This window comes from Paenarthrobacter sp. NPDC092416 (assembly GCF_044755025.1).
GTDB lineage: Bacteria > Actinomycetota > Actinomycetes > Actinomycetales > Micrococcaceae > Arthrobacter.
Genome location: NZ_JBIVQG010000005.1, coordinates 245,125 through 260,670, shown reverse-complemented (window position 1 = coordinate 260,670; position 15,546 = coordinate 245,125). Strand labels below are relative to the sequence as shown.

Genomic DNA, 15,546 nt, shown 5'->3' with positions numbered 1-15,546 from the left:
GCCCATGCCTGTCGATTGCGACCTCAACGGCTGGTGGCCGCCCGGATGCGGATTGGTTTCCCAAGCCAACGACGGCGTCCAAGGCTCCATCACATCCATCTTCGCGAACGTCTTGCAGAACATCGCCTCGTGGATGTGGGGCTTCATTACCGGAGCCTTCACTGTCTCGGATGTCGACGATTCCCAGTGGACCGCGATCGGCGGTCTTACGAACTGGTGGGTCATCGTGATGCTGACGCCACTCGTCGTCGTGATGATCCTGCAACTCTTGTCCGGTCTGATCAGCCGGCAACCACGCCGACTGCTGAGGGCCCTCATCGGGGGAGCGACGGCGGTGCCGCTCGTAGCTGCGGCCGTTTATGTGGTTCGGCAGCTCACCAGGGTCAGCGACGAGGCTTCAGCGGCCCTGCTGGAATCGATCGGAACCGATCCCTACCTCGTTTTCATGCGACTGTTCGGCTTCGAGCGAGCTCCTGAAGGTTCCGACCGCGAATGGAACGTCGTCTCGCTGGCACCAGGCAATCAGGGCGGTGCCGTCGGTGGGGCGGTCGTCACGGTGATGGCCGTCGTCGTAGTTTGGATTCTGGCTTTCATCCTCATGTGCTCGATGATCTTTAGGACGTTCGCCCTCGCCGTGCTGGCGGCCGTTGCACCGGTCGCCCTCATGATGATGCCCTGGGAGAAGTCGAAGGCGTGGGCCGGACGGTGGTGTGAAATCGTGGTCGCACTTCTCTTGGCGAAGCCTTTGGCAGCGACCGTGCTTGCAACAGCCATCAAGCTGTTCGCCGATTCGACGTCGTTCGCTGGGCTGGCGGCGGGCACGGTCGGGATGGTCCTCGCGTGTGGTGCGCCGCTCATGGCGTTACGCCTGGTCAGCTTTGCCGGCGGGGAACTTGCCGCCGCGGCTCAGACCGCCGGTGGCGGGCACGTCCTGGCAAGGACCTCCAACATCGCGAGTCGCCAGATCGGCCGCCAACTTGGTGGTCGCCTCACCATCGCCTCCATGATGGCTCGGTCCTCGACTGCGCGACCCATCCCGTCGAGCCGCAGAGACATGCCCACCAGAGTGCTTCCACCCACGGTGCCGCTGCCGCGAACTTTGACGAGCACGACGCCGGTTCGCCACTCGGGCGCCGATGTTTCGGTCCGTGGCGGGCCGGTTCCCTATGGAGAACCCGAGGCCCGTGGATCAGTTTTGCCAGGACAGGTGGTGGTCGATTCCCGTGGCCAGGCGACGGCTCCCGCTCACTCTCGACCCGGGTCGGTTCGGCACGGGAACCTTCCAAGCAGCCCTGAAAGTCGCGCCCCTCGCGTACCCGAAGTGAGAGGTCCGAGCAGCGCTTTGCCAACGTCGGAACTGCCTCCGGTCAAGCGCCAGAACACTTACGGGCCACTACCACTGGACAAGACCAATGAGTGAAGAATCTCGGACCCTAGAACCCGTCAGGTTCCCCAGATACGAACGCCGTGGAATTTTCATGGGGCTGAAGTGGTACCAGCTTTCGCTGGTGGCAGCTGGCGTCCTTTCTGCAATCATTGCATCCGCTGCCGGCGGTCCGGTTGGCCTCATGGCCACAGCCCCCGTGTGGCTATCGCTCGTGCTCTTCGGGGTGCTCCAATACTCCCGCATTCCATATCCAATATGGGGCACTCTCATCCTGCTGTTCTTTGTGCGGAGTGTTCTGGGCCAGACCCGCTACCTTGTTCGGCCCGAGAGGCCAATGAAGGCCGGGCAGCTCGACCTGCCTGGCGGGCTGGGAAACCTCAAGCTGCAGCCGCTGGGCCGAGGTGAGTGCGTCATCGTTGACCCTCAAGCCAAGGAAGCAACGGCGGTACTGCGTTGCAGCACCAGGTCCTTCGCATTGCTTGATGACGACGACAAGGCGTGGGCCGCGCAGGCATGGTCGAGGGTGCAAGCCGGACTTGCCCAGCGATCGGATATTGCCAGGATGGCCGTCCAGGATTACACCGTGCCGTACCCGTCGTCCGCGCTCCAGGACTTCTACGACCGGACGGTTCCCTCGGCGAACGGCGAGCGCAACCGTGGTTCGTGGGGTCACATGGCCTACCAAGACTTGATCTCAGCAGCGGGGGCCGCCATGAGTCACGATGTTTTGTTGTCGCTCGTCGTGGATACGTCCAAGTCTCGCCGCCGGATCAAGGAATCAGGTGGTGGGCGGAACGGTCTCGAACGGGTGCTGAGACTTGAGGTAGGCGCAATTGCCACGGCGCTGGGAACTCACGGTGTCAAGGTCGAGGAGTGGCTGTCCGAGCGACGGCTACTCGAGGTCTTCCGAGGCTCATTTGACCCGGACGCTGTCGCGGAGCGCGCTCTCAGGCCCGAAAGCAAAGCTCTCGACGAGACTTGTTCGACGCCACGAGCGAGTTCCGGGCCCATGGCTATCGATGAGCACTGGACCTATCTGCGAACCGACTCGGGATTCCATCAAACGTTCTGGGTTGCTGAATGGCCCCGACAGAAGGTGTATCCAGGGTTCCTTCATCCCCTCGTCTACGTCGGAGACTTCCGGCACACAGTCACGCAGGTGATTCGCGCTGTACCCACGTTGGAAGCGCTGCGGGACATCCGATCGGCCCAGGAAGCTCATGAAACCCGTCGCAGGATCAATGCCCGGTTCGACAGACCCACCACGCGAGAGCAGCGAGCCGAGGAGGAAGAAGTATCGCAACGGGAAGAAGAGATCGTTGCCGGTCATGGTGATGTTCGTCCGACCGCCTTCGTGACGATTACCGCAGCGTCCTTGGAGGACCTGGCCCGACACCGTCACGAACTAGAGTCCGCGGCAGCCGGCGCGTTCGTAGAACTACGACTCCTGGCTGGACAACAGTGGGCAGCCTTCATTGCGGGTGGACTGCCCCTTGGAAGGGGACTGCGATGAGCCTCAAGAACCAAGAGGTGACCTATACGCCGTCGGGCACTCGCGCCGAACGCAAATGTCTCAGGAGGGCGGCAGCCGCTGGGTCAGTAACGCAAAAGCGCAAACTCGGCCAACGGATCGACGAAGCCTTGGATCGGCGCGGCGACCGCGAGCGCCTTGTCGGTGATTGGGGGAGTAGGGAACCGCAGTCACTGTGGGGTCCACATCGACTGAAGCCAGCACCACACCGAGCGTCGACGCTGACCTTCGCTGCAGCATATCCCTTCATCACCGAATCCGGTCTGGGCCATGAAGGGACCTACATCGGCACTGACGTTTTTGGCTCCGGGGCGTTCTCCTATGATCCGTGGATCCTTTACGACAAAGGAATCATCAGCGGGCCGTCTATCGTCGTGATCGGCACGGTGGGTACGGGCAAGTCCATGTGCGGGAAGTCGCTGGTTGCGCGTTCCATAACCCTGGGCAGGAAGGCGGCCGTTGCCTCGGACCCCAAGGGCGAGTGGGTAGCAGTAGCCAACGCGGTGGGCGGGAAAGTCATCTCTGTTGGGCCAGGACGGTCAGCTCGGGTGAACCCATTGGACGCAGGGCCTAGGCCTAGCTCTTTGACCGACTCTCAGTGGAACGCCGTTGTCCGGCAACGTCGCCGGCAACTGCTGGTCGCGCTCGTCTCCCTCATGCGGCAAGGCACTCCGCTGCATCCGGTGGAGCACACGGCCTTGGACATGGCGTTGATGGAGACGGCTGCTGAGAACTCGACTCCGACGCTGCCGATGGTGCTGGACCACCTGATGAACCCATCTCCGGATACGTTGGCTCTTGTCGGCAAGGAGGGCGGAATTGCGGTCAGCCACTCGTTGCGGCGGACGGTTTCGGGCGACTTGGAAGGGATGTTCGACGCGCCCTCTACAGTTGCGTTCGACGCCGACGCGCCAATGATGGTGATGGACACGTCGGCGCTTATCGGCTCGTCCGAGCAGGCGTTGTCGCTTGCTGCCGCTTGCAGCGCCACCTGGCTGGAGGCAGCAGTAACAAACCCCGACGGCGGTAAGCGGCTTGTGGTGTACGACGAGGGTTGGAGGATGCTGGCCGACCCGTACATGTTGGCAAAAATGAGCGAGCAGTGGAGGCTCGCCCGCACCTATGGGATCGCGAACCTGCTGATCATGCACAAGGTGGCAGACCTCAACGAGATCGGCGACAGTACCAGCGGACATCGGCAGAAGGCGCTCGGCCTACTGACGGAGGCTGACACCCGCATCATCTTTCGGCAGAAGCACGATGCCATGCGCCTGACCAAGGAAGCTTTGGGCCTTACGGAGGCGGAGTGCGAGCATGTTGAGAATCTTCCCAAGGGCGTTGGTCTGTGGAAGGTGGGGAATCGGTCCTTCATCGTCGCTAACAGGGTCACGACGGATGAGTTGGAAGTGTTCGGCACGGATGATCGGATGCATCTGTGAGTACAAGATCCGGACCCACGAATCCTTTGGTCTCTGTCGGCTTGTGGGTGATCGCAGGCTACGTTGTCTTTTGTCTTCTCGTCCAGGCAGCGTCCGCCCTTGCTGCACCACGGCAGTGTGGCGGCAGGCTGCCCTCGTCATTGAATCCGGCGGCGGGTGTTGGATTGTTGGCTGGACGTCCTGACTGGATTTCACGAGTTTCAGTGGAGTGCTCAGTCAATTTGGCTGCCGTGTGGTGGATCGTGGGCGGTGTCTTAGGACTCATCGCTGCGCTCGCAGGTGCTGGAGTGGTCGGGTGGAGGATGTGGAAGCAATCAGGGGCGTGGCTGCGGCAGGACATACTAAGTCGGGACGGCGTTGCGGGCAGAGCGGAGATCGTGCGCGATTTTGGGTCGAGGGCCGTCCGACGTCGGGGTAAGTACACGCGCCCTGGGCTGAGTAAGCCCAGCATTCACGACGTCTCGTGGACGCTCGGGCGCTCGCGGGGAGTAACCATCCACGTCTCCACCGAGGAATCGATGGTGATTCAAGGGGCACCACGGTCCGGCAAAGGGCTGTACGTGGTGATCAATGCAATTCTGGATGCTCCTGGGGCCGTGGTCACGACGTCAACGCGCGCCGACAACTTGGTGGTCACAATGAGGGCCAGGATGTCGCAGGCGAGACCCGTGACTGTTTTTGATCCTCAAGGAATGTCGGGACTGCCGTCGACACTGCGATGGTCGCCCGTGCGGGGGTGCACTGACCCGGACATTGCTACTCGCCGGGCGCTGGTCATCACTGCGGACACGGAGATGAAAGGCGAGAACGCGGCATGGCAGAAACGCTCGCTGATCGTCCTGCAGTGCTTGCTCCATGCGGCAGCACTATCGGGAGAAGGAATTGGTGCCTTCCGACGGTGGTCCTCAAGCCCCGTGCTGGCTCGAGAAGCCCTGGACATACTAGGCAAGCCCGGCGCCGCACTGGGCTGGCAGGCGGATCTGATGGGGATCCTGGAGGACGATCCCCGCAACACTTCGAACTCATGGATTGGTGTCTCAGCTGCAGTGGCACCATTGTCGTCCCCGCGGGTTTTGGCGGCGCTGGATCCACATGATGAGGCGGAGGAATTTGATCCTAAGAGCTTCATCCGACAGCGGGGGACTCTCTACTTGATTGGCACTCGATCCGGAGCTGCGGCCGCTGGGCCATATCTATCGGCTCTGATTGATGACATAGACAATGCCGCCCGCGATATGGCCTTTGTCTCTGCCGGGGGCCGGCTGGATCCACCGCTCTCTCTGATCCTGGATGAGATAGCCAACCTTTCGCCGTGGCCTGGACTTCCGGTGGTGCTCTCCGACGGCGGCGGCATTGGTATCTCGACCCTGGTAGTCCTCCAGTCGCTGTCTCAGGCCCGGAGCGGCTGGTCTGTTGAGGAGGCGGCGACGATCTGGGATTCCGCGATTATCAAAGTGATCTTCGGCGGTGGCTCCGATGAGCGTGATCTGCGCTCGCTGGCGGGGCTACTCGGCGAGCGCAGCCTCATTGTGAACACTCGCTCTTGGTCTGCTCAGGGGCGACAAGACGGCGAGCAGATTCGGGAAAGCCCGGTGATCAGGCTTGACGAGATCAGGCGTCTTCCTGTTGGCACGGCGCTCATGCTTGGACGGCGCACGCGCCCTATCCTCTTGGACCTGCGTGACTGGCACAAGCGTAAGGACGGCCCCGAGCTGGGCCGCTCGAAGATGGAGACGGAGCGAGAGTTGGCCGCCGGCCACCTCAATCGGCAAGCAGCGAACCACGAGGTTGAGCAGTGAGTACCCAGGCAGATGGTTCCGATTTCGAAGTTGGCCGCGTGACGGATCTGGACGACGAACTGACAGCGGAGTTGTTCAGGTCCTCCTTCCAGCCCGCACCACGCAACGTCGGTGTCACGCATCGATGGCGCGACATGTCGTCGGCGCAGGCGGAGGTTGTGTGGCAGAGCCTGCTCGATTGGGTGCGCTGGTTTGTGGCGACCTACCAGCTGACGACCTCAGTCGTGCCTGACTGTTGGTGGCGGCATTCTGAGATAGTTGCGGAGCTCTATGCACTTCAGCGCGCAGAAATGGCTTCCTTCACATCAGACGACTCGGGGTTTGGCCCGCTGGCCTTCCACGAAAGGCTGCCACACGCCGTCGAACGTCTCAGGACGCATACCCGAACCGCAGGGTGCGTTGGGCTGCAAAGCCATAAGGAACCGGTCAGGAGGATCGTGCCAGCGGATCCTGGCTTCGACGACTGGAAGTTGAGCACTCATCAGACGCAAAACTGACTTCGTCATGCCGTTACTGCGTCCGCTCGACATGGATAGGTGAAACCCCACTTGGGGCTATCTAGAAGCACGAAGGATGGCTGTCGTGGCCGCTGCATCTGAACTGAACGCTGACGCAACCGGGGCTGCGGAACCTGCCGGGCCGCCGTCGAACGTTCGCCTGTCACCTGAGGAGCGCATAGCTGACCTGACCAAGGGACTTCACGCTGCCCTGGAGCAGGCCATTGACTCGCCCGCCCGCTGGCAGGTTCTATTGGACGCTTCAGCGACGCTCTGGCGATATTCGGGCGGCAATGTCGCTCTCTTGATGATGCAGATGGCTCAACGGGGAACTGAAGAACCCACGCTTGTGGCCGGGTATAAGGAGTGGGCGCGCCACGGACGGACAGTGTTGAGGGGCGAACACGCGCTGTGGATCATCGCACCGCGGACAGCAGCAATGCAGGAACTGACGCTGGCGGACGGTCAGCGAAAGCTTCTGCCGGTGAGCCAAGCAGCACCTACGGATGCGGTCAGCAGCGGCAAAAAGAACGTCATAACAGGTTGGCGTGGACAGGCAGTCTTTGATGTCACCCAAACGGAGGGAACGCCACTGCTGGTGCCGCGACCGGGTGCTCAATCTGGGGCGAATCTGGACGATCTGTGGCGGTCCCTCTGCGATGTAGCGAAGGAAAACGGCTTCAGGGTTGATGTGTCAGGCGTCCAGTACGGCTATACGAGTGGCTACACGGACTTCGATGCTCGTCGAATCCAAATTGGCCTTTGGATGAACACGGAAGAGCAGGTGGCGGTGCTTGCGCACGAACTCGGTCACGTCCTGTTGCACGGACCGGACGACAGTGTTGGTCGGCTATACGGAAGCAGCGCAAACCACAGGGGCTTGGCCGAAGCGGAAGCCGAGTCGGTCGCCTACACGGTCCTCAGGGCTCACGGCATCGATCGAGGGCCACAATCGGCAACCTACTTGGCTGGGTGGGCAGATGCCGTGATTAACGCCGAGCGGGACATGAAGCGGGTGACGCTGGAGGGTCGGGCGGTGACCTCCCGCGTCGACATCGCCAAGTCTGTCCTTGGACGCGTGACAGCTGCTACCAAGGGAATTCTTGCAGTGTCCGACCCGCCCGGGTTTGGAGGGAAGCTAGCGGCAGTTGATGCGGGCCGAACCGTGACAGCTTCTTCCACATACGCCGGCGTCCCGGGTCCTGGCCCTTCGATGGGCGGTCCTGAGCTGGCCGGGCCCTGAGCAAAAGTTGTCCGATGGGAGAAGCCCGTCGACAAGGAAAGGTAATGACTGTGAATACAAAGATTCCCATCACCATCGCAGGAAATCTCGTGGCCGACCCTGAGCTGACTATCGGCGAATCCGGTACACCGCATGCGAAGCTGCGGGTTGCCGTGAACCAACGGATCCAGAACCCAGATGGCACCTGGAGGGATGGCGAACCGGTCTTTCACAACGTGTCCGCGTTCCGAATGCTCGCAGAGAACGCCACCACATCACTCAAGAAGGGCGACCCTGTGACCGTGTCGGGAGAGCTTGAATTCCGCGCCTACGACAAAGACGGTGAGCGGCGCGAGGCTCGGCGCATCATTGCTGACACGATTGGGCCGGATCTCCGGTTCGGGACTACCACCTACCAGCGGTCTGCACGCGCTGCGTCCGGGCCGGAAGCGGCGGTGGAGGCCGCCGGGCCGGAGGCGACGACCGCTACGGGCTGGCCGGTTTACAACGTGACGACGAAAAATCCGGTGGTGGCGTCCCCTTTAGGCGGGTCGCGGAATGACATGACGATGTGATCCGCTCTCTCCAGGCTCAAGCCCACGCTGCCCATGCAGCGTGGGCTTCTTCCTGCTCCGGAGTCATCCATTCGAATATATGTTCTAGTCTTGTTCTATGAGACCGAAGCAAGACTCCACTGCCTTCGCGCGCATGATGGCCCAACTCAAGGCCGACAACGAGCATCCCAAGCCTGACGATGGCAAGATCATCGACCTGGAACCTGCAAGCCAGCCGCTTGTCCGCGTTGGTGAGATCTACGGCCGGGCTATCAAGTACACGCGATCGTATGGGCTCATCGAGTGGGTGGATGACCTGCGGGCCTATCACGTCCAATGGTTTCCAGCAGGTCAGGTTAAGCGGGTAGACGCCGAAACATGGCGGGGGAGGCCCCTCTAGGTAACGGCGTCGAGTTGGATATCTTGAAACGGTGCCGCAGCTCGCAGTGACGCCTTCCGGTCTACAGCTGCGGCGCCCACGCGAGGATCTGGCTACCTCTGATGAGATACGTCGCCGGCCATGGAGATCCAGGCCGCACTTGGTCTGGATCCGGTCTGATGAGCAGAACGGAGCCGGGCCAGATTGGTTCGGGAAGCGCTTCGATCCAAGCGGGCTGCGTGAAGTCGAAACGATTCCACCGGATGGTGATCCACGAACCCGTTGGCTGCAGGGCATCAACGCTGAGGACAGTGATCTCCGTAGTAGTAGTCCCGCTGCTGCTCTTGACGTTTTCGAGTTGCTTCCAGTGAGCATCTGTTGCGTTCTGCCAGACTCGTTGGTTGCGGAAGCGCCGGGCCCAGAATAACGCGGTGATTAGACCCAAGGTCGCGGCTCCTGCAAAGAACCAGCCGTTGCCTGGAACTGCAGAAGCAATTGCCACCGCCACGACGGCGAGGACCAACGTCACCGCGCTCACGACAATAAGAGCGGGTGTTCCAACTCTGGGCTTGACGGTTGGGTTACTTTGCATTCGGGCCTCTGGTTCCAGTTTAAAGCTGCCAACCAGCGTTGATAAGGCCTGCGGGCTCCGGTGTGTTGACGGCGCCGGTATCAGCGTCAACGGCCTTTAGCCTTGCGACACGCGCAAGATTGCGTTGGAGCTCGTCCCACTGTGAAAGCTGCTCCCACTCATACTCTGATGGGGCTGTACCCAGGGGTAGGGGAGAGCTGCCGACATTCCACCGATCCCGGTAAACAGCTACCTCGCGGACCAGTATCGCCGCTTCGAGCGGATCCGGGTTGGAGCCTAGCTTCTCAAACAAGGCCGCTGTCCATGATGGCTCGTCCAGCAGGGCGGATCGACCGACATATTCGATCCTGTTGTGGATTCTCTGGCGCACCTGGTTGAGCGCTGTCTCGAGGTCCTGCCTTGCTGTGGTGAGATTCTCGGTGAGCGGATCAATCGCGGCCTGCGGCATGCCTTTAAGGAACCTGCGAAGTCGAGAGTGGACGATTGCCGCTGGATCCTTGGCGGTGCTGTCCGTTTGTAGGGCCCCGGCCAAGGCACGGCGAGCGCCTGCTCGATTGACGCCGATAGCCCTTCGCCACGAGGCAACTGCAGCTCCCCAAACAGGTGAAGTCAGATATGCGCCTGATTTGCCGGCGGACAGGTCCTCGATGGCCCGTGTCAGATCAGCGCCGGCCGCTATCTGGGCCAGGTAATCGTACTCCCGAGATAGTCGATCAAGGCTATCCGCATGCGCCGTTTCAAAGGCGCGAACTTCGTGTGCAGTTCGCTCTGCCCCTTCGGCGGCCAGAACTTCTGCCAGGATTCCTCGCCAACCCGTTTGGGCGGCGGGGTCCAGAATTTCGTCTTCGTCGGGGTCGTTCTCACTGACGTATGCAGTGTTGCAGTCCCGGCCCCGAGTCATGCTCACGTAAAGAAGTTCGCGGGTGAGGCGACCCGGAGTCACCACCGTGTGGGCGGTATCAACGGTAATGCCCTGGGAACGATGGGCGGTGGTCGCATAGCCCAGTTCCATGGACGACTGTAGAAAAGAGCCACCGAGATCGACTATTGCGCCTGTGAGCCTGTTGCGGGCCCTCAGAGACCCTTCACGTGCGTTGATCTCCAGCACTTCCAACAGTGTTCCGTTCCGAACGAAAGCGCCGTGATCATCCTGAAGCCTCCTGTCGTTGCGCCGCGCGATGATGATGTCGCCACTGCCCGCACGCAGCCCGTCTCTGAGCGCCAGCGTATGTTCCGCGTCAACAACACCTTGGATCACCCTGTCAGCTTGGGCCCGTTCGTTGAGCATCTGGACGGTCTCATTGTCGGGTGCAATCAACACAGATCTTTGCCCTGAAAGCACATCGGCATGCCACGAGCAGTACGCTCGGTCGACCATGTCCAGGTATCTGCCGTGACTGATCCGGCCGCGCCGCTCATACTCGCCCAGTACGGTCGCGTCACCGTCGCGCAAGCCCAACGACGCCGAACGTTCCCACTCGTTTCGAAACCGCCAAATGGAGCTCAAACGGGCAGCTTTCCCCTGCCGATCCAGCCAACCAAGAACACCACCGGCATCGATTGAATCCAGCTGCCCAGGATCTCCGACCAACAGAACCTTCGCATCACAGTCCTGAGCCTGCCGAACGATTCCCGCTAGCTGCTGCGTCGACACCATCGACGCCTCATCAACGATGACCAGCTGATGAGGCTTGAACAACCACTGAATTTGCTCCGCCGCCAGTCGGGCAATCCGTTGTTCGAGCACAGCAGCAAAGGCGCCGCGCGAACCCACGACCGATCCGATCCGCGACCGCGCTTCGAAGTAGGCAGCGGCCCGATGGCTCGCCCCACTGCCAACAGACTCGAAGAGCCACTTCGAAACATTCTCAGCGACCATGCCAAGCCCCGAGCCAAGAACCTCCGCGCTCGCAGCCGCCGGAGCCAGACCAACAACGCTGCCTGCTCCGAATTCCGCTTCCCAAGCAGTCTTGATGGCGCCGAGTGTCGTGGTCTTACCGGTCCCGGCAGGCCCCACCAAAGCATCAAGGCGGTGTGCACTCAACAGGACCTCAGCCGCCGCCGCTCTCTGATCCTCATGCAGCTCAACGGGGCCGTTTGTTGTGTATGAAGCGAGTGATTCCATGGCGACGTTCGCCCTCACCGCCGGCCCGCCGTCGTCGTTCCTTGCCCCAAGAATTTGATCCTCAAAGGCGAGCGTGGCTTCATCCGTGTAGAGCCGTGAACCGTGGAACTCGAAGACCATACGGTCTGCGTACCGCAGGTCATCGCCCGCGCCGGCAGTAAGGCAGTAGCGGTAATCGTTGAGCGGCACGGAATGCTGTTCGGCCGACGTTGCGACGGCGTCGATCATGGCGTTGCGGTCCGCAACGGAGGCGCAGCGAATCTCAGCGCAAACGCGCTCTGCTTCTGCGATCAGGTTCCAGCGATTCCATGTGGACCGCTTTGCGGCCACCCGCCGAATGGTGACAAACCCGACGGCGGCAATCCAGTCAGGCGTGAAGTCGCCGGTGTGGAACCGGCGGTGTTTCGACCGCTGGATGGTGGAGGTTACGACAGTTTCGGGATCAAAACCCTTGAGTTTAGATCGGTTGCGCCATCGGGCGGAAAGCTCGTGCAGGGGAGACGGGGTACCCTCCTTGGCGTTGCGCGTTGAGAGCGTTGCCTGCTGTCGCAGCTTGACGATGGTTGTAGCACTCGGCGGTGTGCCGTGTTCCGTGGTCCATGCGTGCACGAGACGGTCGGTTTCGACATCAATGAGTCGTGATCGATTGGAGAACTCGCGAATCAGGGCATCATCTACGCCGGTAAGTTGCTGGCTCGGATGGTGGGTGTTCAGTGCGGGGGAGCGGATGTCCGTTTCCGTACCCAGGTTCTGGCCGAGAGCGTCGAAGAGCAATCCGTTGTAGTGCTCACTCGCTGCAACTACTGCCTTGTACAGGCTCCGGGAATCCAGGGTTGCCCAGGCATTGTCCGTGATGCGCTGGACGCGGTTGGCAATGACGACGTGCGTGTGGAGCTGTGGATCGCCCGCTCGGGACTCCCAGTGGTCGAAGGCCGCTGCAATGACTCCATGGGTGCCAAGGTGGGCGACACCGTTACGGCCGGCGCGAGTGTTGATGACGAGATCCTCAAGCCAACTCAGTGTTGCTTCCACGGCCTGGTGGTGGGTCTCGAGGATGTCCTCCTGGAGGTGCCTAGGACTCAGGGCCCAGAGCGCGGAGACGGATTTGGGGACGCTGAACGTGAGGTCAAAACCGGCCACAGCGTGCCTGGCCTGGGTTTGCCCCTTGGACTTCTGGGCAATGGTGGCTTCGCCATGCGGGCGGCCAAGTGGCGTTTTCGTGTCAGGGTGTTCGGCGTTTTGGAAGAGGGCCTCTGCATCTGATTCTGTCACCACGTCACCCTTTGCGCGGTCGATCCCCTCGAGACCGCTGCCTATCCATCGACCTTGTGGTGTTCCGGTTTTGATGTAGTAGCTGATGGTGTCGCTTGGTGCCGGTGATTGGTCGTCCAGCATCGTGAACTTGAAGAGGTACTTAAGCCCAGACTGCACGGACAGCCTGGCGATCGACATGGTCATGGCCGGCTGGCTCTTGCTTGCGGCTTGCCGGGCAACCAACCTCGACGGCGGAGGATGCTTACGCTAGCGGAGTCGAGGGCGATTCCCTTGGCGCGTGATAGATGGACCAGCGCAGCAGCCACGTGAGCGAGGTCCTGGACGTTCGTTCGTTGGGCGCGTTTGAGTCGCACTACTTCGTTGTGGAGGAGGCTGTTTCTGGTTTCGAGTTCTGCGTAGATCGCGTGGAGGCGTTCGAGCTCGGAGGACTGATTCCTGAGTTCTGCTGTGAGGCGGTCCACGCGGGCTTTGCAGTCTGCATCGATCTCTGGCGGTGTCGTCTTCCTATTCACAGCTGTTCATTGACTGGGCAGGTCACTTCAGCATGACGCTCTGCGTTCCGAATGACGCGTTCCGCCTTGGATGCCAGAGGTGTGGAAGGACCGCTGGTCCTTCCACACCTGGCAGCAGGAGCCAATCGTGACCGAGCGATACAAACAGTTCCTGCGGTGGTCGGAGAGTTGAGGTTGTCAGCTCGGATCTCGCGGTCTGGGCGGGATGCTTCATTGTGCTTGCTGAGTCGGCGCGAAGCACTCTTTTCACCGCCTGTTTGAAGGGTAGTTTTGGAGAAACGCCCACACCCCATTCAAACGAGAAGACGATGGCCGCAAAAGGACTGTGCCCGGGACATAAAGCTCGGGCACAGTCCTGTTGGGACCTAGGCGATTGAGGCCGGCTCAACCATTAACTGCCCAAAGACGCATGCTGATCCTGATGGCCAGTGTTGGAAATTGGCCTGTCGCGTCGGCCCAAACGACTGTATATATCTGGCTTGCTCGTCTTGAGCCGTGCCGCTACAACACACCCGGTCGCGAAGAATGCTGCAAGGATAAGCAGCAGCCAAGAGAACTGCCCCGGGGCGCCACCAACCAAGAGATCGAATCGGAACAGACCAAACGTAACCATCGCTGAGAGCAGGATGAAAGCTATTGTGGGCGCGACCCGTACTTTCCAGACTTTCTCCCGGGGAGGTATGCCATTACGTACAAACCACCGTCTCTGTCTCAGCAGCGGTGGAAGATGTCGTAGCCTGGGGTGGACCCGCAGAGGTGCTCTGCAACAACGCCGGAATCATCGACAGTTTTCTTCCGGCACATGAAATCTCTACTGAGGAGTGGGATCGCAACCTGGCTGTGAATCTGACAGGTCCGTTCCTCATGGCGCGGGCTGTTATTCCTGGGATGCTTGAGCGTTCCCGGGGCGTCATCATCAACACCGCATCGATTTCATCCTTCAGCGCTGCCGGTGTTGGCACAGCTTATACAGCGGCCAAACATGGGGTTCTAGGCATGACTCGTCAGTTAACATTCGATTATGGCAAGCATGGCATTAGGGTCAATGCGATCGGTCCGGGTGCAACCCTGACAGGTCTTACGATGCCAGGAAATGGAGCCGAGTACCTGGCTGACGCGAACGCCGAGGTTCTCCGGACTCCTGCGAAGCGGTGGTGTCACCCCGTTGAGATAGCTCGGTTGGCTGTCTATCTAGCGAGTGACGACGCGAGCTTCATTCACGGAACGGCGGTAACAATTGATGGAGGATGGCTCGCTGCGGCGCGAAACCCGATCTGATGGTCCGCTCTCCCCGGACCAATGTTGAATTACCATCGACTCGGAGAAGGCAGGTTGAAGCTCAGTGGCGGGCGAATGGACAAGGCGGTCTACCTCTGAACTGAGGCTAGAACACCGCCCGTTACTACTACTGCTACTACTACTACTGCGCTGGTGTGCCTCAACGGATCACTGGCGGGTCGTTTACGCTCCGTCACGGTTCGCCGGCAGCGCTGATTGCTTCGAGTGGCCTGTATACCGGTGAGGTCATCTAGGCGGATGGTGTTTTTCGAACTGGATGCAGTGGCTCCCCTACATTCTGGATGCTGAGGCTGCCGACGAACTCGGGCGCCGTGGCTGAGCTTTGCTGCTGATGGTGGCATCAATCGGATCCGGTTAGCCGCCACCGAAAATGACCCATTCTGATTGGGAAGCCGTTCAGCCCAACAACGGACCCGGGTCAGTGCAATTTGCCGGCATTTGACCCCTACGGTTATTCCAGGTGCTGCTCTACTGCCGTCGTCGAACTCGAGGGCACTAGCGTTCACCCACCTTCTAAGGGGAATAACTATGCATTTCTGATAAAATGGAGCGGCTGTTTTGATTATCGCGTGAGTTTCGATCAAGCTCTTCGCTCAAGAGTTGTGCCATACGGAACTAATTCAGAGAGGGAAGCGGTAAAGCGTCCGAAGTCTTGACGCGGGACGAGGATGCCGCGGGTCCGGGCATGCGAGGCAACATGCTGGAGACGAGTCACGGCGAACTCAAGTTCTTCCTCCAAAGCCCTTCGGGTCGACACTCGGATTTCGATGGTATTGAGTTCGTCCTGCATACGGCTCCTTCTTCTATGTGCTGTCGGGCGTGCCCCGCTCGCCCGCTGACGTTGGGCCAACCTGTGCGCCAAATTTGCATTGGAGCACTGAGTAACCGCAGACATCTTCGTGGATAATCGCGGTGCCCACCCGCAGGCTCCTTTG

Annotated in this window: 13 protein-coding genes; 9 read left to right on the top strand and 4 right to left on the bottom strand. The window is 60.7% G+C overall.

Features of this window, described 5'->3' with window-relative positions; genetic code table 11:
• Positions 1-4 precede the first annotated feature (4 nt).
• The 8 genes from ACIQC5_RS12265 (at position 5) to ACIQC5_RS12230 (ending at position 8,829) form a co-directional block, all read left to right on the top strand.
• Positions 5-1,420: a type IV secretion system protein gene (locus ACIQC5_RS12265; protein ID WP_400282310.1), complete on the top strand. Its 1,416-nt coding sequence runs from the start codon at positions 5-7 to the stop codon at positions 1,418-1,420.
• Entirely contained in the window at positions 1,413-2,900 is a 1,488-nt protein-coding gene (locus tag ACIQC5_RS12260; protein WP_400282307.1) for an SCO6880 family protein, read from the top strand. The genes ACIQC5_RS12265 and ACIQC5_RS12260 overlap by 8 nt, the downstream gene beginning before the upstream one ends.
• Positions 2,897-4,357, top strand: a complete 1,461-nt coding sequence (locus ACIQC5_RS12255; RefSeq protein ID WP_400282304.1) for an ATP-binding protein — start codon at positions 2,897-2,899, stop codon at positions 4,355-4,357. Before ACIQC5_RS12260 ends, ACIQC5_RS12255 begins: the two co-directional genes overlap by 4 nt.
• 302 nt (positions 4,358-4,659) lie before the next feature.
• Positions 4,660-6,156 (top strand): type IV secretory system conjugative DNA transfer family protein, encoded by a 1,497-nt coding sequence (locus ACIQC5_RS12250; RefSeq protein ID WP_400282430.1) that lies wholly within the window; start codon positions 4,660-4,662, stop codon positions 6,154-6,156.
• On the top strand, positions 6,153-6,653 hold the full coding sequence (locus tag ACIQC5_RS12245; RefSeq protein ID WP_400282302.1) for a hypothetical protein: 501 nt from the start codon (positions 6,153-6,155) through the stop codon (positions 6,651-6,653). Before ACIQC5_RS12250 ends, ACIQC5_RS12245 begins: the two co-directional genes overlap by 4 nt.
• An 85-nt stretch (positions 6,654-6,738) precedes the next feature.
• Positions 6,739-7,896 carry an ArdC-like ssDNA-binding domain-containing protein gene (locus ACIQC5_RS12240; RefSeq protein ID WP_400282299.1) on the top strand — a complete coding sequence of 386 codons (1,158 nt, stop codon included), beginning with the start codon at positions 6,739-6,741 and terminating at the stop codon, positions 7,894-7,896.
• Positions 7,897-7,940: 44 nt separating this feature from the next.
• A complete protein-coding gene (locus ACIQC5_RS12235; RefSeq protein WP_400282296.1) occupies positions 7,941-8,450 on the top strand; it encodes a single-stranded DNA-binding protein in 510 nt (169 codons plus the stop codon).
• 97 nt (positions 8,451-8,547) lie between these two features.
• Positions 8,548-8,829 carry a hypothetical protein gene (locus ACIQC5_RS12230; protein WP_400282293.1) on the top strand — a complete coding sequence of 94 codons (282 nt, stop codon included), beginning with the start codon at positions 8,548-8,550 and terminating at the stop codon, positions 8,827-8,829.
• A 61-nt stretch (positions 8,830-8,890) separates the two neighbouring features.
• Here the strand turns inward: ACIQC5_RS12230 and ACIQC5_RS12225 are convergent, their stop codons facing one another.
• The 3 genes from ACIQC5_RS12225 to ACIQC5_RS12215 form a co-directional block, all read right to left on the bottom strand.
• A complete protein-coding gene (locus ACIQC5_RS12225; RefSeq protein WP_400282291.1) occupies positions 8,891-9,346 on the bottom strand; it encodes a hypothetical protein in 456 nt (151 codons plus the stop codon).
• Positions 9,347-9,419: 73 nt separating this feature from the next.
• Positions 9,420-12,983, bottom strand: a complete 3,564-nt coding sequence (gene mobF, locus ACIQC5_RS12220) for a MobF family relaxase (RefSeq protein ID WP_400282288.1) — start codon at positions 12,981-12,983, stop codon at positions 9,420-9,422.
• Positions 12,980-13,312 carry a hypothetical protein gene (locus ACIQC5_RS12215; protein WP_400282286.1) on the bottom strand — a complete coding sequence of 111 codons (333 nt, stop codon included), beginning with the start codon at positions 13,310-13,312 and terminating at the stop codon, positions 12,980-12,982. Before ACIQC5_RS12215 ends, mobF begins: the two co-directional genes overlap by 4 nt.
• 636 nt (positions 13,313-13,948) lie before the next feature.
• Here ACIQC5_RS12215 and ACIQC5_RS12210 point away from each other — a divergent pair.
• On the top strand, positions 13,949-14,590 hold the full coding sequence (locus ACIQC5_RS12210) for an SDR family oxidoreductase (protein WP_400282283.1): 642 nt from the start codon (positions 13,949-13,951) through the stop codon (positions 14,588-14,590).
• Between the two features lie 601 nt (positions 14,591-15,191).
• Here ACIQC5_RS12210 and ACIQC5_RS12205 read toward each other — a convergent pair.
• A complete protein-coding gene (locus ACIQC5_RS12205) occupies positions 15,192-15,401 on the bottom strand; it encodes a hypothetical protein (protein ID WP_400282280.1) in 210 nt (69 codons plus the stop codon).
• Between the last annotated feature and the right edge of the window lie 145 nt (positions 15,402-15,546).

Bases quoted from the DNA above. Each gene is read 5' to 3' on its own strand.
- ACIQC5_RS12205 (WP_400282280.1), bottom strand. From the start codon at position 15,401: ATGCAGGACGAACTCAATACCATCGAAATCCGAGTGTCGACCCGAAGG.
- ACIQC5_RS12265 (WP_400282310.1), top strand. From the start codon at position 5: ATGCCTGTCGATTGCGACCTCAACGGCTGGTGGCCGCCCGGATGCGGA.
- ACIQC5_RS12235 (WP_400282296.1), top strand. From the start codon at position 7,941: ATGACTGTGAATACAAAGATTCCCATCACCATCGCAGGAAATCTCGTG.
- ACIQC5_RS12230 (WP_400282293.1), top strand. From the start codon at position 8,548: ATGAGACCGAAGCAAGACTCCACTGCCTTCGCGCGCATGATGGCCCAA.
- mobF (WP_400282288.1), bottom strand. From the start codon at position 12,983: ATGACCATGTCGATCGCCAGGCTGTCCGTGCAGTCTGGGCTTAAGTAC.
- ACIQC5_RS12260 (WP_400282307.1), top strand. From the start codon at position 1,413: ATGAGTGAAGAATCTCGGACCCTAGAACCCGTCAGGTTCCCCAGATAC.
- ACIQC5_RS12250 (WP_400282430.1), top strand. From the start codon at position 4,660: ATGTGGAAGCAATCAGGGGCGTGGCTGCGGCAGGACATACTAAGTCGG.
- ACIQC5_RS12255 (WP_400282304.1), top strand. From the start codon at position 2,897: ATGAGCCTCAAGAACCAAGAGGTGACCTATACGCCGTCGGGCACTCGC.